The organism is Vibrio sp. 10N.239.312.C11 (assembly GCF_041466065.1).
Taxonomy (GTDB): domain Bacteria; phylum Pseudomonadota; class Gammaproteobacteria; order Enterobacterales; family Vibrionaceae; genus Vibrio; species Vibrio tasmaniensis_A.
In genome coordinates, this window is the sequence record NZ_JBFSRZ010000002.1 from 177,912 (window position 1) to 200,663 (window position 22,752).

16 protein-coding genes are annotated in these 22,752 nt (G+C 44.5%); 6 read left to right on the forward strand and 10 right to left on the reverse strand.

From position 1 onward, the window contains the following. Positions 1-39 precede the first annotated feature (39 nt). Positions 40-918, forward strand: a complete 879-nt coding sequence (locus tag AB6D07_RS01900; RefSeq protein WP_017103435.1) for a carboxylate/amino acid/amine transporter — start codon at positions 40-42, stop codon at positions 916-918. A gap of 145 nt (positions 919-1,063) precedes the next feature. Here the strand turns inward: AB6D07_RS01900 and AB6D07_RS01905 are convergent, their stop codons facing one another. The 3 genes from AB6D07_RS01905 to AB6D07_RS01915 form a co-directional block, all read right to left on the reverse strand. Beyond that, on the reverse strand, positions 1,064-1,654 hold the full coding sequence (locus AB6D07_RS01905) for a hypothetical protein (RefSeq protein WP_017103434.1): 591 nt from the start codon (positions 1,652-1,654) through the stop codon (positions 1,064-1,066). A 141-nt stretch (positions 1,655-1,795) separates the two neighbouring features. Then, positions 1,796-2,575 (reverse strand): class I SAM-dependent methyltransferase, encoded by a 780-nt coding sequence (locus tag AB6D07_RS01910; protein ID WP_017103433.1) that lies wholly within the window; start codon positions 2,573-2,575, stop codon positions 1,796-1,798. Between the two features lie 120 nt (positions 2,576-2,695). Then, positions 2,696-5,803, reverse strand: coding sequence for an ABC transporter substrate binding protein (locus tag AB6D07_RS01915; protein WP_372140698.1), 3,108 nt, complete (start codon positions 5,801-5,803; stop codon positions 2,696-2,698). Positions 5,804-5,929: 126 nt separating this feature from the next. Here AB6D07_RS01915 and asnC point away from each other — a divergent pair, with 126 nt between their 5' ends. Continuing rightward, positions 5,930-6,394, forward strand: coding sequence for a transcriptional regulator AsnC (asnC, locus tag AB6D07_RS01920; protein WP_009848066.1), 465 nt, complete (start codon positions 5,930-5,932; stop codon positions 6,392-6,394). Positions 6,395-6,462: 68 nt separating this feature from the next. Here asnC and prlC read toward each other — a convergent pair whose 3' ends face one another. After that, positions 6,463-8,505 (reverse strand): oligopeptidase A, encoded by a 2,043-nt coding sequence (gene prlC, locus AB6D07_RS01925; protein WP_017103431.1) that lies wholly within the window; start codon positions 8,503-8,505, stop codon positions 6,463-6,465. Between the two features lie 279 nt (positions 8,506-8,784). On the opposite strand from prlC, the gene AB6D07_RS01930 reads away from it, so the two are divergent. The 4 genes from AB6D07_RS01930 to AB6D07_RS01945 all read left to right on the forward strand — a co-directional run bounded on the left by AB6D07_RS01930 (position 8,785) and on the right by AB6D07_RS01945 (position 13,476). Continuing rightward, positions 8,785-9,639 carry a 23S rRNA (adenine(2030)-N(6))-methyltransferase RlmJ gene (locus AB6D07_RS01930; RefSeq protein WP_029222664.1) on the forward strand — a complete coding sequence of 285 codons (855 nt, stop codon included), beginning with the start codon at positions 8,785-8,787 and terminating at the stop codon, positions 9,637-9,639. A gap of 188 nt (positions 9,640-9,827) precedes the next feature. Next, positions 9,828-11,183, forward strand: coding sequence for a glutathione-disulfide reductase (gene gorA, locus AB6D07_RS01935; protein WP_004735546.1), 1,356 nt, complete (start codon positions 9,828-9,830; stop codon positions 11,181-11,183). A 202-nt stretch (positions 11,184-11,385) separates the two neighbouring features. After that, on the forward strand, positions 11,386-13,083 hold the full coding sequence (locus AB6D07_RS01940) for a hypothetical protein (RefSeq protein WP_017103430.1): 1,698 nt from the start codon (positions 11,386-11,388) through the stop codon (positions 13,081-13,083). A gap of 117 nt (positions 13,084-13,200) precedes the next feature. After that, positions 13,201-13,476 (forward strand): DUF6482 family protein, encoded by a 276-nt coding sequence (locus AB6D07_RS01945; RefSeq protein ID WP_277814458.1) that lies wholly within the window; start codon positions 13,201-13,203, stop codon positions 13,474-13,476. 91 nt (positions 13,477-13,567) lie between these two features. Here the strand turns inward: AB6D07_RS01945 and AB6D07_RS01950 are convergent, their stop codons facing one another. From AB6D07_RS01950 to AB6D07_RS01975, 6 genes are all read right to left on the reverse strand, one after another. Continuing rightward, complete coding sequence (locus AB6D07_RS01950; RefSeq protein WP_017103428.1) at positions 13,568-14,809, reverse strand: NADH:ubiquinone reductase (Na(+)-transporting) subunit B; 1,242 nt, start codon at positions 14,807-14,809, stop codon at positions 13,568-13,570. A 198-nt stretch (positions 14,810-15,007) separates the two neighbouring features. Next, positions 15,008-15,994 (reverse strand): SPOR domain-containing protein, encoded by a 987-nt coding sequence (locus tag AB6D07_RS01955; protein WP_017103427.1) that lies wholly within the window; start codon positions 15,992-15,994, stop codon positions 15,008-15,010. 188 nt (positions 15,995-16,182) lie between these two features. Then, positions 16,183-17,121, reverse strand: a complete 939-nt coding sequence (locus tag AB6D07_RS01960) for an ABC transporter permease (RefSeq protein WP_004735541.1) — start codon at positions 17,119-17,121, stop codon at positions 16,183-16,185. A 2-nt stretch (positions 17,122-17,123) separates the two neighbouring features. Beyond that, positions 17,124-18,101, reverse strand: a complete 978-nt coding sequence (locus tag AB6D07_RS01965) for an ABC transporter permease (protein WP_009848074.1) — start codon at positions 18,099-18,101, stop codon at positions 17,124-17,126. Positions 18,102-18,281: 180 nt separating this feature from the next. Continuing rightward, a complete protein-coding gene (locus AB6D07_RS01970) occupies positions 18,282-19,835 on the reverse strand; it encodes an ABC transporter substrate-binding protein (RefSeq protein WP_017103426.1) in 1,554 nt (517 codons plus the stop codon). 94 nt (positions 19,836-19,929) lie between these two features. After that, positions 19,930-21,657 carry an ABC transporter ATP-binding protein gene (locus tag AB6D07_RS01975; RefSeq protein WP_009848076.1) on the reverse strand — a complete coding sequence of 576 codons (1,728 nt, stop codon included), beginning with the start codon at positions 21,655-21,657 and terminating at the stop codon, positions 19,930-19,932. Positions 21,658-22,752: the final 1,095 nt, after the last annotated feature.

Sequence of the window (22,752 nt, forward strand, 5' to 3'; positions counted from 1 at the left end):
GGTAACATACAGCTCATATCTTATTAACGAAGTTTTTATATGAGCTATTTAGCTAGTGTTACCCTCTTATGGGCCTTCTCTTTTAGCCTGATCGGCGTGTACCTTGCTGGTCAGGTTGATTCTTGGTTCTCTGTATTAATGCGTGTTGCCCTTGCTGGCATTGTATTTCTTCCTTTCCTGAAGTTTCGAGGTATCTCGCGTAAGCTGATCGCTAAGTTGATGGCGATTGGTGGTATCCAGCTTGGGCTGATGTACTGCTTCTATTACCAGTCTTTCTTGCTGCTATCCGTTCCTGAAGTCCTTCTGTTTACCGTTTTTACCCCAATTTACGTCACGCTTATTTATGACTTCCTCAAAGGACAATTCTCTCCGTGGTATTTAGTGACAGCGGCGATTGCTGTATTGGGCGCTGTATTCATTAAATTCGCGGGTATCAACGAAAACTTTTTAGTCGGTTTCCTCGTAGTCCAAGGTGCAAACCTGTGCTTTGCTATCGGCCAAGTTGCTTACAAAGTAGTGATGGAGAAGGAATCGACAGAGTTACCTCAGCGCACAGTATTTGGTTACTTCTATTTGGGTGCGTTATGCGTCGCTTCGGTTGCTTTCATACTCTTAGGTAACCCTGAGAAGCTGCCAACAACCACTCTTCAATGGGGCATCCTGATTTATCTTGGCTTGATTGCTTCGGGGCTAGGTTACTTTATGTGGAATAAAGGTGCATGCATGGTGAATGCTGGTGCACTGGCTGTAATGAACAACGCCTTAGTTCCAGCCGGCCTTGTAGTGAACATCCTTATTTGGAACAGAGACGTCGACTTGATTCGATTGGCCATTGGCGGCGCGGTTATCTTGTTCTCTCTATTCGTCAACGAGACATGGGTGAAAAAGCGTGTTGCGAGATCCACAAGCAACGCCTAACCGCTTTCACTGAGCTAAGTGAACTAAACTAAGCTAAGTGAGCAGAGCTAAATGAGTTAGCTCTGATAACCCCAAAAAGCAAAAGAGCGACCTTAGGTCGCTCTTTTTAAATCATCGTTGTAGCAATAAGTTATCCGTACCAGTTTCAGTGAATGTGACTATGGCTCACTACCTGAGTCTTGGTTTCAGTGAAAGCGACGTCATCAAGTTGTAGGTTGATACGTTCAAGGTTACTTTCCAGTTTTTGACTTTTCTTAAACAGCTTTTGCTGCTTCTTAATCATCTTCGCGAGCTTTTTGTTGTACTTCTCTTGTTTCTTAGCCGCTTTCTTCGCTCGCTTGAGGTCGGCTTTTTCATCACCACTCGCATTAGCGATTCGTTTTTTCAGTTTGGCTTTTTTCTGTGATGCATTTTTATCTACAACATTAGGGGCAATATCAGCAGCGGCTGGATCGAACATTTGTACGCTCGGCTCAATTGTCTCGCTGATTTCCGCAAGCGATAACTCGGGGGCAGGTAATGTTTCCGCTAGTAGGCCGCATGCGGCTTTTTCTTCAACGGGTTTATTTTGACAGCCAAGAGGTGGAATTGCGGTTGGTTTGCATAGGTTCGCTTGATCCGCCGAAGAACGCGCACAAGAACGACACACAAATTTAGGTTCAGTAACCAAGCTGTGGATCTCTCCTAGGTGTTCAGTGATATCTCGACGGTTTAACTTACAAAAGCGTTTAGCCATGCTACAACTCCAGCTAAGAATAATAATGATTCTTAGTTAGATATACATCCGTAACGCGACTATCGCAAGTGTTAAATGGTGATTTATCGTATTTATGACGGGAAATTTTCTTAGCGTGTATCTAAGTTATTGATGCTTCAATTAAGTCATTGATGCTTTCACATACACATCAAAACGGTTCTTTTTAGTTTCGATTGCCATGCTCGGTTTTTGCTCGTCTAACCATGCTGCGTAATCCGGTCTTTTGACCACAACGCGCTTAGTTGCCAGCTTCATCGCAGGCTCAAACAAGCCATCGGCATCCAGATCGGCGCCAACCAAAGATTGGAATACTCGCATCTCTTTCTTAACCAAAGCCGACTTCTTCTTGTTCTCTGGGTGTGGGTACATAGGATCGAGGTACACCACATCAGGCTGTTCGAAGTTAGGGTCGTTGCTAAGTTTATCCAGCGCATCGTGACTTGAAGCGTGAATCAACTTCATACGTTCGCTAACCCAACCGCCGATATCTGGGTCTTTTTTTGCTCTCTGCAGGCCGTCATCCAATAATGCAGCCACAACTGGATGTCGCTCTACCATCTGCACTTTACAGCCCAACGAAGCCAATACAAATGCGTCACGCCCTAAGCCTGCTGTACCATCAAGAATAGTTGGCGTTGCACCTTTGTTTAAACCTGCCGCTTTAGCAATTGCCTGACCTTTACCACCACCAAACTTACGTCTGTGACCGACTGCGCCTCCCACTAAATCAACAAAAATAGCGCCAAGCTTAGGCTCATCGACTTTACGTAGCTCAAGTCGCTCGCAAGTCAGTACCAAAGCAAACTCGCTGTTTTCATCATGAGATAAATTCCAACGGGTCGCTAAGTCATTTAGATGATCGATTTGGGTAGCATCTTCGCAAATCAGTTGTAGTTGCAAGGTCGTCTCCAACAGACAGTAGTATTCAAAACAAAAGAGGCAACCAGTTTACCTGATTGCCTCAACAATACATATTAGCGGTGAAAAGTATTCACAGCTCGGTCGGCTTACCTAAACCAATTACTCTATCTCTCGTTCTTGCCTTAACTCTTCAACAAGCTCGGCCAGTGGCTTCGGTCGGCCAATAACATAGCCCTGAGCGTAGTTAACACCGAGTTCAATCAACTTATCGAGAACCTGAGTATTTTCAACAAACTCAGCCACCGTGTGCTTGCCCATCTGCTTCGCTAAATCATTGATCGAACGAACCATCACATAGTCCATCTCGTTAACATCAATATCACGCACAAACAGGCCATCAATTTTCACAATATCAACGGGCAATGCCTTCAGATATCCGAATGACGATAAGCCTGAACCAAAATCATCCAGAGCAATCAAACAGCCGAGCTCTTTAATTCGAGTAAAGAACTTGATTGCCTGCTTCATATTACTCATGGCGGCCGTTTCAGTGATCTCTAAACAAATCTTATGGCAAGGCACTGATGAGTTCGCCAAACTTTCAATCAAGAATTCAACAAACTCTCGGTTACCCATCGAGTGACCAGAAAGGTTTATCGAACACATCCCCAAATCATCAACGAGATGTGGGCGTTGCTCCAACCAATTCAACGTCTGACTGACGACTTGGCGATCAATCAAATGCGCGATGTTATAGCGCTCGGAGGCTGGCATGAAGATCCCCGGTGAAATGTACTCACCTTGGACGTTCTTGATCCGCACCAGTATCTCAAAGTGCATTTTGTTGCTATTTCCCTCTAGACCAAGAATACGTTGGGCAAATAACTCCAAGCGATCATTGGCTAAGGCTTCGTGTACCAAGTTAACGCATTCCATCTCTAAATGGCGACGGCGCAGATCTTCATCATCTAGATGATAAAGGTGATAACGATTTCGCCCTTCCTCTTTAGCGGCATGGCAAGCGGCATCCGCCTGTGCATGCACCATTTGTGATGAAGCGGCAGTATGGTCAATCAATCGAATTCCGATAGAACAAGTAAGATTGAGGTGAATATCGCCCCATAAGAATGGATTCTCACTCATCATCGATATAATACTGTGACAGACATTGACAGCATCTCGCTCAGTACAGTCTTTGATTAGTACCGCAAACTCATCTCCCCCCATCCGAGCTAACACAGCATTGTAAGGAAGCACATCTTCTATCAGATTAGCGCTAAATAAAATCGCGGCATCACCCGCTTCATGCCCAGCAGTATCGTTCAGTACCTTCAATTGGTCCAAATCTAAGAACAACATCGCATGAGTTCTCATATGACTCTCAACCTCTTTCAGCGCCTTTTGTAGCTCTTGCTCAAAGTGGTTGCGGTTGAAAGTGTCTGTAAGCAGGTCATAACGCGCTTGGTATTCTAACTTTTCAGAAAGTTCGCGGGTTTCGGTAATGTCTTCTCCAACAATCAACAGCTGACCCGAGTCGACCAGTGGACGAATATTTTCACGAATCCAGATCGTTCTACCGTCCGCATGACGATACTCGATATCACGGCGCCACACGCCGCGAATTTTGTGCTGTGGTTGCAACAAGATATGACGAGGAATCATCGCGTTCTCATCCACATAAAATTCTCTAGGGCGATGCCCCAAAAGCAGATCAAGTGGATAACCTAGTAATTCTTCAGCAAACTGGTTCACTTGCTGAATGCGATTATTGACATCCAGTGTAATCATCATCACCGGTTGCTTGTCGTAATACAGTTTGAGATTCGCTTCACGTTGGAACAATTTGTTCTCAGCAAGCTTTCGTGAGGTAACATCACGAGCTTCAAATAAGAACTGAATGGTGTCCTCTTCACTGCTCGGCATCGGCTTTAAAGAGATATCTAGCACCATTCCACCACGATCACGGCACCATACCTCAGCCTCAAATCGTAGGGTTGGATAATCATCCCTTTCAGCAAAATACTCCTTCAGCGCTTCGCCAGCGGCATCCTCCCAATATTCTTGGAGAGGTGTTCCTAATTTATAACCTTGATTATAAAGAAGCTCATGCAGCTTACTGTTGCTCGACAGCAGTACACCGCCTTTATCAAGAATACCCATGTACTGTAGACTTTGATCGAATATCGACTCCAGTAACAGCTGGCTTTGTCGGCTAGCACGCTCACTTTTCTTAAGGCGGTTGAGGGAGTAAATCAAGGTCGCGATAACACTCGACATAACCAGAAACAGCAAAACTATGGTTCGAATTTCATCGCGGTAACGCGTCAGGAATGATTTAGGCTTATTGAGAAAAGTAATTGAAGCTTCATTCTCAGTTCCCAGATTCCAACGAGAGAGTTGTTGATAGTCGAGCTTAATCTCTGAGGAACCAGCAGCAATAGGGGGCAATGGCTGATTTGGATTAGCAAGCACCTTCAATAAAACACGCCCTGTATCTCGGCCTTGAGTTTTTCCACTTTGAATGACACCACCAATCGCCCCAAAACCTAGCCCCAAATCGTGTACCATATACAGCGGCATTTGGGTTTTAATGTTCAATTGACGCCAGTCCTCAACGCTACTCACGTTGCCTTTAGCATCGCGATAGTATGCCCAAAACAATAAACTCTGACCGAGATCAGTTCGCTGAGAAAACGCTATTAATTCTTGGTAAGAATTGGGGACATAATGCTCCACCAAACCGGAAAAATTTGGGTTGGTTTTAATAGAACTATCAACTTGTGAGCGGATAGCCTCACCTGTTACTGAATGGTCAGTAACAATGTATATCTTCTTTACGTTTGTTTGAAGGCGTTGGATTAACTCAATATTACCTTCTAGATCAATATCTTCAGTAATACCTGTCGCGTTCAAACCTTCAATCATTTCAGGGGAGAAATTGTTGATGCCACCAAAGATTACTGGCGTATCTTTGAGATCGGGCGCAAGGCGCTTCATTAAATTAAGGGCGTTATTGTCACTGACCACAACCGCAGCAAATTCTTCATGCATCAACTTGGTGTGATAAAGCTGATAAACGCGCTCTAAGTATTCTGGGTTTTGAGTTCGTTTACTATCCAAATAAACAACTCGATACGATAGTCGATCACGGTCCAGTTCTTCTGATAATCCTTTGTGGAAATCATCAGTCCAGAAAAAACCCTGATGATAAGAGTGAATAACCAACACATCTTTTGTTTGAGCTGAAACAAAAGCACTCCAACACATAACAATCAAAAACAACGAAAATCGCACTGAATTCACCCTAACACTATAGTTGCTGCTAATATTATCACCCTTGGCTATGATGTGTACTAAAGCCGGTATGTTTTTTATTCACCCTAAGGATTATGCATGTCCACAACTACAGCTCGTCTGGATGATCTAGACCGTGCCATTCTCAAAACCTTAATGGAAGATGCGCGCACGCCTTATGCTGAAATGGCAAAGAAATTCGATGTCAGCCCCGCGACGATTCACGTTCGTATCGAAAAGATGAGATCGGCCGACATTATTGAGCGAACCGAGGTTGTGGTAAACACCAAGAAGCTTGGTTACGACGTGTGTTGTTTTATTGGTATCAACCTTAACGCAGCTCGCGACTACCACTCAGCCATTGCAAAACTGAATGCCTTAGATGAAGTTGTTGAGGCTTACTACACCACTGGCGCCTACAACATTTTCGTAAAGCTGATGTGTAAATCGATCGAAGAGTTGCAGTTCGTACTGATCGATAAATTGCAGGCGATTGACGAGGTTCAATCGACTGAGACACTGATTTCATTGCAGAACCCTATCAACCGCAATGTAAATCCATAATCGTTTGATAAATCGATACAAAAAGAGCCTCACAAGGAGGCTCTTTTCACATTCTGACTAGCACAATATTAAGCGCTGATACCCGCATGACGCAGCATCGCGTCGATTTGTGGCTCACGACCACGGAAGCGTTTGAACAGCTCCATTGGCTCTTCACTGCCACCCATTTCAAGGATGTTGTTCAGGAAGCGATTACCGGTTTCGGTATTGAAGATACCCTCTTCTTCAAATGCTGAGAACGCATCTGCAGACAATACTTCTGCCCACAGGTAGCTGTAGTAACCTGCGCTGTAGCCACCAGCAAAGATATGCCCAAAGCTGTGCGAGAAGCGGTTCCAATCAAGACTTGGCAATACCGATACCTTAGACTTCACGTCAGCTAGCGTTTCTAGTACGCGAGCACCGACTTCTGGATCGTATTCTGTGTGCAGTGTGAAATCGAATAAGCCAAGCTCTAGCTGACGTAGGATAAACATCGCAGATTGGAAGTTTTTCGCCGCTAGCATCTTCTCTAGCATCTCTTTCGGTAACGCTTCACCAGTTTCGAAATGACCAGAGATGAACGACAACGCTTCCTCTTCCCAACACCAGTTTTCTAGGAACTGACTTGGAAGTTCCACCGCATCCCAAGGCACACCGTTGATACCCGCGACTGCGCCCGCTTCAACTTGCGTTAACATGTGGTGGATACCGTGGCCAAATTCGTGGAATAACGTAACCACTTCATCGTGAGTAAACAGTGCTGGTTTATCACCGACTGGTTTGTTGAAGTTACACGTTAGGTAAGCGACTGGTGTTTGTAGATCGCCAGATTGAGTAATACGACGACCACGACAGTCATCCATCCAAGCGCCACCACGTTTGTGCTCACGTGCGTATAGATCTAGGTAGAAGCTACCGCGCAATGTTCCTGTCGCATCAAAGATGTCGAAGAAGCGCACTGAATCATGCCATGTATCCACACCTTCACGCTCAGTCACCGACATACCAAACACACGGTTCAGTACTTCGAACAAGCCAGAAACCGCGTTCGACTCAGGGAAGTATGGACGAAGCTCTTCATCAGAGATCTCGAACAAGTTCTGTTTTTGTTTCTCGCTGTAGTAAGCGATGTCCCACAGGTTTAGCTCAGAGACACCAAACTCTTTTTCAGCAAACTGACGTAGCTCTTCTACTTCGCGCTCACCTTGTGGTTTGGCTTTTACTGCTAGGTCGTTAAGGAAACCAAGTACTTGGTCTGGCGTTTCTGCCATCTTAGTCGACAGAGATTTTTCGCTGTAGGTGCTAAAGCCAAGCATGCGTGCGATCTCGTGACGCAGCTTAAGTTGCTCTGTGATGATCTCAGTGTTGTCCCACTTACCTGCATTTGGACCGCGATCTGAAGCGCGCGTTACGTAAGCTTCGTAAAGCTCTTTACGCAACGCTTGGTTATCACAGTACGTCATCACCGGTAGGTATGATGGGATATCTAGAGTCAGTAGGTAACCTTCCTGCTCTTTAGCTTCTGCCGCCGCTTGAGCTGCCGCCAGTGCTGATTCTGGCATACCGGTCAGTTCAGCGACGTCTGTGATCTGCTTGCTCCAACCCATGGTTGCATCAAGCACGTTGTTTGAGAATTGAGAACCTAGCTCAGACTGGCGCTTGCTGATCTCACCGTAGCGATGCTGTTCGTCTGCGGGTAAGCCAATGCCTGATAATTCAAAATCACGCAGTGCGTCAGTGATGGTTTTTTGTTGAGCTTGGTTTAATGCCGAGAATGCTTCGCTCGCCTTGATCGCTTTATACGCTTCGAACAAACCTTTGTGTTGGCCGACCCATGTGCCGTACTCAGAAAGAACAGGCAGGCAGCTCTCATAAGCGTCACGCAGTTCGTCGCTGTTCATCACAGAATTCATATGGCTTACAGGTGACCAAATACGGCCTAAACGATCATCCACTTCATCAATTGGAGCAACGAGGTTGTCCCAGCTTGGTGAAGTATTACCTTCAAGTACTTGTTCTATCTTGTTGCGACACTCTTCAATCACTTGCTCAACCGCTGGCTTAACGTGCTCAGGTTTAATCTGTGAAAACGGAGGTAAGTCCGTGAAGGTTAATAGCGGATTAGACATATAAACATTCCTTTGGCTTTAGAGACTTTCGTCTTTTTTGTAATGAGGTCGTCTTACAGTCATCAGGCTCAGGGTCGCCCTAAAAAATCACCTGCGAATAGTTATTAAATAGTGCCCATGAAGGCAAATTTCAATAGCAGAACCAATAACTAACTGCATATTGCGAACGACTGTTCCTGAATTGTTCGAGAATTTATGGCCCATTGGGGGTTATAATAGTCAAACTAACCCCACCTACACTAATCACACTCTAATTCGAGAGTGTTACGAGAGTTTAATTTGTTAAGTTATCGCCACAGCTTCCACGCGGGCAACCATGCCGACGTAGTAAAGCATATCGTACAGAGCCTTATTCTTAATTCTTTGAAACAGAAGGATAAGCCTTTTGTTTACCATGACACTCACTCCGGTGTAGGTCGTTACGACTTAACGCATGAATGGTCTGAAAAAACTGGCGAATACAAACAAGGTATTGCACGTCTATGGTCTGCAAGTGAAGCGGGGCAACAAGATCTTCCTGAAGACATTCAAAGCTACCTTGAGTCTATCTCTGCACTCAACAATGGCGAAAAACTGCGTTTCTATCCAGGTTCACCACGTGTTGCACGCGCACACCTACGTGACCAAGACCGTATGGTATTAACCGAACTTCACCCTGCAGACCACCCTCTGCTTGAGCAAGAGTTCCACCGCGATCGTCAGGTGTCTATCTACAAAGAAGATGGCTTCCAACGCCTAAAAGGTAGTCTGCCACCTAAAGAACGTCGTGGTTTGGTGCTAATCGACCCACCTTACGAACTAGCAAAAGAGTACCGTGATGTTGTGACTGCGATTGCTCAAAGCCATAAGCGCTGGGCAACCGGTATCTACGCAATTTGGTACCCAGTGGTAAATCGCTGTGATATCGAAGACATGATCGAAGGCCTTGAAGGCTTAGGCATCAACAAGATTCTACAAATCGAACTTGGCGTATCACCAGACACCAACGAGCGTGGCATGACAGCATCAGGCATGATTGTTATCAACCCACCTTGGAAGCTAGAAAGCCAAATGAACGAAATTCTTCCATTCTTGAAGGAAGCAATTGCGCCGGCGACCGGTCACTTCAAAGTAGAGTGGATCGTACCCGAGTAATCTCAAACTCGATGGCATAGTTTGAAGAATCTTCAATAGACTGTGACATACACGAATAAATTTTAAACAGGGAGATTGAGTTCAACCAATCTGCCCTCAATATAATAATTAGACAATTTAAGAATCTATAGGACGTAGGTGTTCAGTGCGCTCACTGTACCCACAACCTTCAATAAATGGAGAAAGTAATGGCGACTCATTTTGATTACATCTGTATCGGCGGCGGTTCAGGCGGCATCGCATCAGCTAACCGCGCAGCAATGCACGGTGCAAAAGTTGCACTTATCGAAGCTCAAGACCTTGGTGGTACTTGTGTAAACGTTGGTTGTGTTCCTAAAAAGGTTATGTGGCACGGTGCTCAAGTTGCTGAAGCAATCAACCTATATTCAAAAGACTACGGCTTCGATGTTGACGTAAAAGGCTTCAACTGGGGCAAACTGGTTGAAAACCGTCAAGCATACATTGGTCGTATCCACCAATCTTACGATCGTGTTCTTGGTAACAACAAAATAAACGTAATCAAAGGCTTTGCTAAGTTTGTTGACGAAAAGACCGTTGAAGTTAACGGCGAACACTACACAGCGGATCACATCCTGATCGCAGTGGGTGGTCGTCCAACCATTCCAAACATCCCTGGCGCAGAGCACGGTATCGACTCAAATGGTTTCTTCGACCTGATGGAGCAACCTAAGCGTGTTGCTGTAATCGGCGCAGGCTACATCGCAGTAGAAATCGCAGGCGTACTAAGTGCACTTGGCACAGAGACACACTTGTTCTGTCGTAAAGAGTCACCACTTCGCAGCTTCGACCCAATGATTGTTGAAACACTGGTTGAAGTAATGGAAGCGGAAGGTCCAACACTTCACACGCACTCTGTTCCTAAAGAAGTAGTGAAAGAAGCAGATGGCACGCTGACTCTGCACCTAGAGAACGGCAACACTCAAAACGTTGACCACCTAATTTGGGCTATCGGCCGCCACCCAGCGACTGACGCTATCAACCTAGCATCAACGGGTGTTGCAACTAACGACCGTGGCTACATCAAAGTAGACGAATTCCAAGCAACCAACGTTCCTGGCATCTACTGTGTTGGCGACATCATGGAAGGCGGTATCGAACTAACACCTGTTGCTGTTAAAGCCGGTCGTCAGCTTTCTGAGCGTCTATTCAACGGTCAAACAAACGCAAAGATGGACTACACGCTCGTTCCTACTGTTGTATTCAGCCACCCACCTATCGGCACTATTGGTCTAACGACTCAAGAAGCTGAAGAGCAATACGGCAAAGACAACATCAAGGTATACACGTCTGGTTTTACTGCAATGTACACTGCAGTCACTCAGCACCGTCAACCTTGTAAGATGAAGCTAGTATGTGCTGGCGAAGAAGAGACTGTAGTCGGCCTACACGGCATCGGTTTCACTGTTGATGAAATGATTCAAGGCTTCGGCGTTGCAATGAAGATGGGCGCAACCAAAGCAGATTTCGACTCTGTTGTGGCGATTCACCCAACGGGCAGCGAAGAATTTGTTACCATGCGATAAACCACTGTAAGTCAAAGAAATATTATACAAAAGCCGACCTATGTCGGCTTTTTTTGTTTTTTACCGTATGGCTGGGATATTTATTAACCGAACAGCATTTTACATACTTAACTTGGAATCAAGATCAAACTACAATCGCGCGCTATAAAATTACACGCATAAAAAAAACAATTAGCTCTAATACATGAAGGATGTACGAGTAATGAAAAAAGTGAGTATTCTCGCAGCAGCGATTGCAGTGGCTTTAACAGGTTGTGGTAGCGACAGTTCTAATTCAGGTGTCACAACACCGACAGAACCATCAACAACAACCAACAAATTTATCGATGCCGCTGTTGAAGGTATCTACTACAGTACTAGCTCTGGTTCAAAGGGCATCACAAACAGCGAAGGCGAATTTACCGCTAAGTCTGACGATACGGTGACCTTCTTCATTGGTGGTGAAAATGGCTTGAAAGTAGGGGCAGCATCAAACCGTGATGTACTGACACCATTTGAAGCGGCGGGCAAATACGACCGAGCTCTAAATTTAGCAATTCTACTTCAGTCTTTAGATAACCAATTTGGTAGCGCTTCTGATGAAGTACTGACAATTCCAGATGCGTTGCGCGAACCTGATGCTGCGACGTTAGCGAAGATGAAAAACCTAAGTCTAGATGACCGTGATTCTGTTACAGACTTCCTAACAGCGATGGGAGTCACTTCAATTACTAATGAATCTGAAGCATTGGCTCATATGGAGAAAGCATTCGGAGAAAAATCAGGGACTGTTCGCGGCAGCGCTGATGCCAATCCATTTGTAGCGAAAAATGGGCAATTTATTCGCTCAATCATGGTGAGACAGTATGATATTAACGATCCAAACAACCGCCCTAACGACAAAACAATGTTAGTTCACGCTGACAAAATGCTCCCTAAAGCTGTGTTTGAACATACACGTGGCACGCCTTACTTCACTTATCAAGATTCAGTCAATGGTCTTATTGCTGTAAGTGACAGCGACTCTTTATTGTCATACGCAGACGCTGAAAAGTACATCAGCTGTGTATTGGCAGGGAGTTCTGCAGGCTGCAATCAAACAGCTCACCCAGACTTCACCCTAAACGCTCCGTTTTCTTACCTTCTACTTGATAAAAGCAAAGAAAATACCACACCTAAACCAGAGAGTTACGGTTGGGCACCTTTCATTGAAGGGAATCAACAAGTCCTCAACCACTACACGCCAAACAAACTGGAAGATGATCGAGATGAAGGCGATGCAACCCCTTCATACCAATATGAAACTCTTTCAGGTAGCTATGACCCAATTACAAAAATATACACACAAATTCGTTCAAAAACAGAGTTAAGCGACCCATCAAGCGAATCAAGTAAAGCAAAGCGTATCGAAGAAAGTTTGAATTTCTACTATCACGTAGAAACACCTAGTGACGAAAGGTACGTGGATTTCACTGGGTCTTGGGATACCACTCAGATTTGCGCTGATGGACAAAATGCTGTCATGAGAATGGTATTTGATTCTGAGGGCGCTACCGTATCAGGGAAAGAGTGCAATGCAAACTCACCGGCAGATCTTGAAGACTCAGGCAAGAAGTATACCTATGAAGAGCTTGCTGCAATTGACTATTGGTGGTTTAACATTTCAGGACGTGAATCAAAAGCAACACTGACAGATCTAAACTCAGTTGTGCGCTTCTGTGATGATACTGACAATGGTTATATTCCTGGTTCAGGAGATAAATGTCCTGTTGATGCAAATAGTAATAACCAAGAATACATCATTAAATGGGAATACCAACCTGCTGGTACTAACTGGGACGAAGGATTGCTAACTCGCCGTAAAATGACTCCAGACGGATCAACAACAGGCCGTGTGAGCATCATGCAAAAAATCAACTAACCTTTGAGTTAATTTGATTACTTATTAATAAACCAGAAGCTGAGCTTCTGGTTTTTTCATTTTTAACACACATGAACCTTCAAACAACCATCAACGTAGATACAGAAACAAAGAACTATCGAGAACAACAAGGAGTTTGTTATGAATCTACTCATTGAATCATTTGAAGGCGGGATCTACTTGGCTTACCAAATCATTGGCGAGCAAAAGCAGTTAATCAAAGACGACCACCAGCACCCAATGAAGTTTTTGAGTGTTAACCAAGCCCGCGACCACTTCAGTGATCAAGGCGTATCGTCAGCAATGCTGATACACAACAGTGCATACGATGAGATGTGCGGTGAGCATTGTGGTAACACCCAACCGTTCGAAATTGATTTGAAGTGGAGTTAAATCAACTTCAAATCAATCGCAATAAAAATTGAAAGGCTTGCAGCGATGCAAGCCTTTCTTATGGGAATCGCTTTCCCTATCTGCACTGAAATCAGCGCAATGTTCGTTTCTGCCTGCGTTTGATGTTTTGCTCTTTCACTACAAAGTCGAACAGCGGAGCAAAAAGGTTAGCAAACAAGATCGCCAACATGATGCCCTCTGGATAAGCAGGGTTGAGCACTCGAATACCGACCGTCATCACACCGATCAGAATCCCGTAAGCCCACTTACTCTGATTAGTAAACGCGGCAGAAACTGGGTCGGTTGCCATAAAGAAAGTGCCAAAGGCAACACCGCCCAATACAAAGTGCCAGTAGAACGGCATCGAGAACATCGAGTTGGTATCAGAGCCAATCCAGTTCATCAAACTCGAAGTCACGACGAGACCGATAATCACACCGGCAACAATACGCCAAGAGGCGATCTTCATGACAATCAGAATCAGCCCCGTCAACATGATAAGCAATGAAGAAACCTCGCCCATCGAACCCGGAATATTACCGATAAAGGCGTCCATCCAAGTGATCGCCTCGCCAGTCATGTTATTGATGAGTGACGCGCCACCACCTTCATACCATTGGCTTAAAGGTGTTGCACCAGAATAACCATCGGCTGCCACCCATACTAAACCTCCCGACATGTTGGCAGGATAGGCAAAGTAGAGAAAGGCTCGACCAGCAAGCGCTGGATTAAGGAAATTTCGCCCTGTGCCACCAAACAGCTCTTTCGCGACAACGATACCAAAGGTGATACCTAGCGCTGCTTGCCATAACGGGATAGTCGGTGGAAGAATTAAGGCAAAGAGAACCGAGCTAACAAAAAATCCTTCGTTGACCTCATGCTTACGTACAACGGCAAACAGCACCTCCCAGAAACCACCGACGACGAAAACTGTCGCGTAAACGGGTAAGAAGTAGAGAGCCCCGAGCAGCATTTGACTTCCCCAGCTACTTACTATCAATGACTGTGCATCACCAAATGCCCATGACAAGCGCCAACTACTCTCAATAACCGAGGTAAGTTCGTTAAGTTGATAACTGGATGTAAGTGCCGAGACACTCTGGTGCCCGACGTTATACATGCCCCAGAACATGGCAGGGAAAGTCGCCAGCCACACCAGAATCATAATTCGCTTGAGATCGATACTATCTCGAACATGGGTCAAGCCTCGGTTTACGTTGCCGGGCGTATAAAAGATGGTGGCAAACGCCTCATAGACAGGGTAAAGCTTTTCGTATTTACCTCCGGCTTCAAAACGCGGGGCTACGTCTTCTAATCGTTTCTTCAAACTCATAATCTCAATCACCTTATTGCTTGAGTTATGGTTTTCTACGCACCAACTGCTCTATTTGAACAATTTTTAGCTATTTTTAATCAAATTTGTATTGAAAATCCGAGTATCCGGAAATAGACCTGATATTGAAAAGAAAGGCGTATAAACAACAAAGCCCCAGCAATGGCTGAGGCTTATTTGGTATTACGCACGTCTTCGTTATTTCACACACATCACATTAAGTAGTGAGGAGCCTTTAAGCTGGTTTACGTTACCGTTAGTAAACAGGCCTTTTTTATCCGCTCCCCAATAAGGTAGATGCATTGGCCAGTTCTGATTTTCCATGACCTTCGACCCTAAGAGACTTTGCCACTGCTTTTCACTCAACAGCGTCATATTAATCTTATCACATACTAATTCGGCACTGTCGTAATCGAGTCGGCTCCAAGGTTTACCTTGCTCCATATAAAACTGTTGTTCATCACCTAAAAGATAAGGAATCGCATATTTACTACCCGCAACACTCGCTGTCATGCGTATTTCAATGTTCAGATCATTGTCTGAATTTGCACCATGACTAGGGAAAGCTTGAATGGCAGCAGCACTCGCGACTGCAGTTTTTTGAGCAGCAGCTATCGGCTTCGGCGCTGGTTTCGCTGCTACTTTAGCCTTAACTGGGGCTTGATGCTTAACCGTTTTTGGCTCTGCCGTTTTTGACTTCATTGCTTTGGTCACGACCGGTTGTGAAGAAGAGGTCTTCGATTTATCAACCATACGAATAAAGGCTTCGCCATACCCAGAAACCTTACGTACCTGAGCTAAGTCTTTTCTCGCATCAGAGAAAGTAGAATAAGGACCAATTAGGCAGCGATAGTCTCCACCTTCGGGCTTCATCCATACGTTAGTTGAAATCTTCTCATACAATGGCTTTGCTTTGCTCAGTGACAAAGGCTTATTCAACAAACCACATTGAACCCAAAACAGCTCATTATCTGAATGATGTTTAGGCGCTTTACTGCCCCAAACACCTTTACCAATCGGACATGATTGTTCTAGCTGTGGTAACTGATTGGTGCTTGCCTGAGTCGCATCGCATAGAACCGATTCGGCATTAACTTGGCTTGATACCAACAGAGATGCAGCAATAAGCCCCATACGATAATTTCTAACCACAGCACGACATACAACATTCATTGTCAACTTCATAACCACCACTTAAACCCTCTAGGGGTTAATTATTACCGAACAAATGTCGATAAAACATGAATTCCATTTTAAGTACTATTGACTCTATCAATGGTACTAAGTTCCAAATTCATTAAGCAAAAAAAGAGCCGTAATTGCTTACGACTCTTAGTTTAGTGATTTTTTTTACTAAAAATCAAACTGAACTATCACCCTTTATAGATTTTCGGGTTAAACACGTCACGTAACCAGTCGCCTAGTAGGTTGATAACTAGCACCAATGTCACCAAAAGCACACCTGGGAATGCAGTGATCCACCATGCTCCTGAGAAGATGTAGTTAAAACCAGTACTAATCAGAGCACCCAGTGAGGGTTGGTCGACTGGAAGGCCTAAACCTAGGAAAGAAAGTGCCGCTTCTGACATGATGGCATTTGCCACCTGTACTGTAGAGATAACCAAAATCGGTGATAAACAGTTAGGCAGGATATGACGGAACATGATACGAGGTGCTCTAAAGCCCATCACACGTGCCGCTTCTACGTACTCTTTCTTCTTCTCTGCTAATACTGATGCACGAATAGTACGCGCATACTGCGGCCATTCTGCGATACCAATGATCACCACCAGCATCACCACAGCGTATTGTGCATAGAAGTCACTACCGAAACTTGCCTTAAAGATGGCCGAGACAATGATCGCAACCATCATGGTTGAGAACGAAAGCTGAACATCAGCGAAGCGCATCAAGAAGCTATCAATACGGCCACCGAAGTAACCCGCAGACAAGCCAATGATAATACCAAGCGTCAGTTGTAGACCTACCGCTAAGAAACCAATAGTCAGTGATAAACGAGAACCGTAAAGCATAGTCGATAAAATATCACGGCCTTGCTCATCCGTTCCTAACAAGAAACGTTCTTCGCCGTCTTCCATCCATGATGGTGGCAGCTCTGAGTCCATGATATCAATCGATGTCACGTCGTACGGGTCTGTTGGCGCTAGAATAGGGGCAGCTAGTGCCATCACTAAAAAGATTGAGAAAATGGCGAAACTCACCATTGCCACTTTGTCGCGTAAGAAGTAATACACAATGTCTGATTGCTTAAAACGTTCCCAGCGAGACGGCACTGTCGATGTCTGTTCCATGATTATGCTCCTTTCCCTGTGATGTTAACGGTTGGGTTGATAACACCGTAAAGCAAATCAACAATTGTGTTAGTCACGACGAAAATAAGACCAACAAAAATAACGTATGCGGTAATCAGTGGTGTATCTACACGGTTGATTGCTTCTAAGAATAAGAAGCCTGTACCTGGCCACTGGAAAACCGTTTCCGTAAGAATGGTGTAAGCCACCATGGTACCAATCTGAACACCACCAACGGTAAGTACCGGTAGCATGGTGTTTTTCAATGCATGTTGGTAATAGATTTTGTTTAGCGCTAGGCCTTTCGCTTTACCAAACTTAATGTATTCAGAACTTAGAACTTCTAGCATTTCAGAACGAACTAGACGAATAAACAGCGGCAGCATGATAGATGCCAGAGCAATACTCGGCAGTACTAAGTGTGCAAGGCCATCTAGCGTTAAGAAGCCAGACTCCCAACCAAACCAGTTGGCCGTATCACCACGTCCAAATGACGGCAGCCAACCGAGCTCGATAGAGAACACATACATCAGCATGATTGCAGTTAAGAAAACAGGAACCGAGATACCGACACTACTGCCTGCCATAATCAATTTGGTAAAAAAGCTTTTTGGGTGAATCGCAGAGTAAACGCCGAGTGGGATCGACATACAAACAATAATTAAAGAAGCACCAAATACCAGCTCCAGAGTTGCCACTAGTTTATCTAGAATCACATCAACTGCAGGTCGCTTAAAGAAGTATGAAGTACCAAGATCACCCTGTAGAGCTGCGCCTACAAAGCGAGAGTATTTTGTAACGAAGGGATCATTTAAGCCGAGTTCATCGCGTAGCGCTTGACGCTCCGCCTCTGAAACAGATTGACCGACTAACTCACGTAACGGGTCGCCCAGGTTATCCTGAATGGCAAACGCCACCAAACTGATCACAAACATCACTATCAGTGCCTGAAACAGGCGCTTGACCAGAAACGTAACCATTCCTTGCCCCTTATCTATCCATGACTATCTAATCGAAATCCGCGACTAGACAACAAAAAAATCAGTCTTAAAAAAGGTATTTAGCCAGACTGAAGGAAGACCAAATACCGAAACTTAAATCTATATCTTAATAATATTGAGAGCCTGAAAGCTTCAGGCTCTCGATTCTAGCAAGCTAGATTATTTTACAACTAGGTCGCCGAAGTAAGGCATAACCATTGGGTTTACTACGTCTGCTGCACCTACGTTAGATTTCGCGCCCCACGCTTCACTCTGCCAGTGTAGAGGAACGAAGACTGCATCGTTGTAAAGTGTTGCTTCAACTCCTTTCAGCATCTTAGAACGCTTAACTGGGTCAGTTTCAGTATTAGAAGCTTCTACAATCGCATCCATTTCTGGGTTTGAGTAGCCAGAACAGTTGTATTGACCACGGCCAGTCTCTTCGTTACGAGTCATTGTTAGGAACTCGTTGAAGTTAGCTGAATCTTCAGTATCTGAGTGCCAGCCGATCATCATCATGTCTGCTGAACATAGATCAAATTCTGGCCAGTACTGTGCTTTAGGCATTGTCTTAAGATCAACTTTGATACCAATCTTAGACAGCATTGCCGCAGACGCTTGCGCAACTTTCGCATCGTTCACGTAACGGTTGTTAGGCGCTGCCATAGTTAGTGTAAAGCCGTCTTCGTAGCCCGCTTCTTTCATCAGCTCTTTCGCTTTTTTCAGATCGTAACGAGGAACTAGATCTTCGTTGTGACCCGCGTAGCCTGTTGGGCTCTGCTGACCAGCAGCTGTCGCGAAACCTTTCATGATTTTCTTAACAATACCTTCATTGTTAATCGCATGAACGATTGCTTGACGAACGCGCACATCTTTCAGTGCTTCGTTGCTGTTTTGGTTCATTTGGAACGTAATGATACGAGTACCAGGTAGCGTTACTAGATCGATGTTCTTAGCTTTTTTAACACGCTTGTGATCGTTTGGCGCAACAGGGTGAATCATATCAACGTCGCCAGAAAGAAGTGCTGCTACACGCGTTGCATCTTCTTTGATTGGCACAAGTGTTAGCTTGTCTACGTTACCTTCAGTTTCTGTGTCCCAGTAATCGTTGAAACGCTCGAACGTTACTTTAACGCCTTGCTCACGCTGCGTTACGATAAATGGACCAGTACCAGAAACGTTAGTCGAAGCAAACGAGTTACCGTGCTTAACTAGCTCAGATTTGTCATTACCTTCCGCTGTTTGACCAGAGTAGAACTTGCTGTCCATTGGGAAGATGTAGGTTGCTGTTTGTAGTACTAGTGGGTAAGCCGCTTTTGATACTAGCTCAACTGTGTAGTTATCCACTTTTACCATTTTTTCGTATGGCGTGAAGATAGACTTAAAGTCTGGAGAAGCTTGTAGACGTTCAAAAGTCCACACAACATCATCAGCAGTCAGTTCGTTACCAGAGTGGAATTTCACGCCTTTACGTAAGTTAAAGCGGAAAGTCGTTTCATCAACACGCTCCCAGCTAGATGCTAGGCGGCCTTCAAAATCCATCTCTTGAGTGAAACGTACTAGAGGGTCAAACACCATGTGAGACATTTGCAGTGTGCCACCAGACAGCTGCTCGTGCGGGTCAAGTGATACCGGGTCAGCTGCGTAGCCAACGGTAATATCTGCTGCTGCTGCACTAAAGCTTAGGCCAGCTGCCATTAAAGCTACTGCTAATTTGCTTTTCATGGTTTTCATTGCATAACTCCTTCATGCGGGAATCCAGATCCCTAGTTGTTGTATTTGCGTCTGTTTATTGTTTTTAGCAAGCTAAACTCCAGCCTGCTGATTTTTATACCGCGGCTTGTGCCACTGCTTTTTCTTCTCTTAAACCTGTAAATTCAGGCATTAAAGAAATTAGGTGTTTGCTGTATTCATGCTGAGGCGATTGGAATAGCTGCTCAGTTGGCGCTACTTCCAATAGTTCTCCCATTTGCATCACACCAACACGATCACACATTTGGCGAATCACCGGTAAATCGTGACTGATGAACAGCATGGTTAGGTTGAGCTCGTCTTGTAAATCTTTTAATAGGTTAAGGATCTGAGCCTGAACCGACACATCCAGCGCCGAGGTAGGTTCATCACAAATCAAAAGACGTGGACGAGTTGCCAAGGCGCGAGCGATAGAAATACGCTGACGTTGGCCACCTGAGAATTCGTGTGGGTATTTAACCCCAGCCATCTTGCCTAAACCAACGTGCTCTAGCAGGTCGTTAACGATCTGACGAGTTTCATTCTCGTTACGCGTCAGTTTATGGAATCGGATCGGCTCAGCAATGATGTCGAATATCTTCATTCGAGGGTTCATTGATGTATAAGGGTTTTGGAAAACCATCTGCATTTGACGACGCATTGGGCGACGTTCTTTTTCAGATTTAAGTCCCGTAAGATCAACGCCTTCAAACGTTACCTTACCTGAGTTAGGTGCGTACAAACCAGCAATCACACGAGCAATCGTTGATTTACCCGAACCAGATTCACCAACAAGACCAAAAGTTTCACCTTCGTGTACTTCAAAGCTCACGTTGTTTGACGCCTGAACGTACTCACGACGACTCTCAAAGAAAGAATCCTTGGTAGTAAAGCGCAAGTTTACGTTTTCAACATTCAACAGTGGACCAGTGTAATCACGGTGGTCTTGGCTTTGACCTAACCAGTGGTTTTTCACATCAAGTGGTTCCATCTCATGTGCTTCTTCGATGTAGCTCACAAGAGGGAAACGATCAAGTTTACGATCTGAACGCGGAACCGCGGAGATAAGACTGTGCGTGTAAGGGTGTTCAGGAGTACCAAGGACTTTCGCCGTCGGACCAAACTCAACCAAATCACCACGATACATAACGGCTACGCGATCGGTAACATTAGATACCACACCCATATCGTGTGTGACCAACATACAACCTACATTCTTCTTAATACATAGGTCGCGAATCAAACCCAAGATCTGATCTTGAATAGAAACATCCAGTGCGGTTGTTGGTTCATCGGCGATGATTAGGTCAGGTTCACCTGCCAGTGCGATCGCGATAACAACACGCTGACGCATACCGCCAGAGAATTGGTGTGGGTACTGCTTTAAACGGTTTTCTGGTTGCGGAATACCAACTTGGTTCATCAAATCTAATGAGCGCTGGTAGGCTTCTTGATCCGAAACCTTCATGTTGGCATGAATCGTCTCTTTTAACTGCTGTTCTACTGTGAATAGAGGGTTAAGAGAAGTCATTGGATCTTGGAAGATAAAACCAATCTTTGAGCCGCGAACAGAACGCATCTGTTCAGGAGATAAGCCTGAAACTTTTTCACCGTCCAGAAATACCTCGCCGCTAGCAATGCGACCAGGAGGGCTCAGCAAATCGATCACAGCATTACCTACTGTTGATTTGCCTGCACCAGACTCGCCTACAACGCCAACAATTTCACCACGTTCAATGTTGAACGAAAGTGATTTCACTGCGGCGTGAACTCCATGACGAGATGGGTATTCGATACGAAGATTTTTTACTTCTAAAAGTGACATTACCAGACCTCTACTGCTTTGGCAGCTTTCTGCCCTGTCTGCAAAATTGAATCCATTCTTACCAGAATATTGTTCTGATATTTTATACGGTTGACAATTTGGCAAATAATTCACAGAAAAGCAACAAAAATAGGATAAAAAGTCGACATTAAACGCTTAGCAAGTAAAAATACCACATAAGTATTCACTCGAAGAGCATATAGTAATGAAAATCAGCATTATATTTCCAATAATAAATACTCACAAACCCCTTACTACTGCGTACTTGTAGAGTTAAACATATCATTCAAAGCACATATCCCCACCAGTCACCAAGATCAAATAATTATTCCAAAAAACAATTAACACTATAGAAACAAACGCTAACTTTACCAATTTAAGCAAACAAAACAACCAGACAAAACCAACCTAGCCACACATTCAACCATATGAATTATTTTGATAAATACAAACAAGAAAAACGAAAGACTCAATAAATCAAAGGATTTTTTAAACAACAAGATTCGAAGAAATCTGTCAAATACAGGCCTTAGAGAACATATTTAACGTCAAATTTCACTTTTCATAAAAATCCTTAGACCAAACCTATTAATTTGTCGAATGATTGGTGGTTAGTTTTATATAAAATTAGATATCGATCTGCACATTTGATAAAGCAAACTGCTCCGTATAAGCACCATAATGAAGAGAAAGGGTAAGAGCCTATCTTATTGCATGGAAGGGGGAGATTTACGGAGGTGACATCAGGCAAGATGTCGAAGCGGTTGAGGTCCCAGCATTAAAAATTGAGGATTACTGAAATGAGAGATGTAAAAAAGCCCCGTCATTCCTGACGCGGATGGCTAGTTGAGGCTTCTTAAAGGTGGTCAGTGAAGAGACACCCTTTGAAGATCTGGCGAACCCCACTTGGGTTCCAATCTAGTGATCCAAAGATGAAAAAAAAGCTCATCATTTCTGATGAGCTTTCTTAAAGGCGGTCAGTGAAGAGACATTCTTTGAACATCAGGCGAACCCCCACTTGGGTTCCAACCTAGAGATCTACAGATGAAAAAAAAGCTCATCATTTCTGATAAGCTTTCTTAAAGGTGGTAGGTG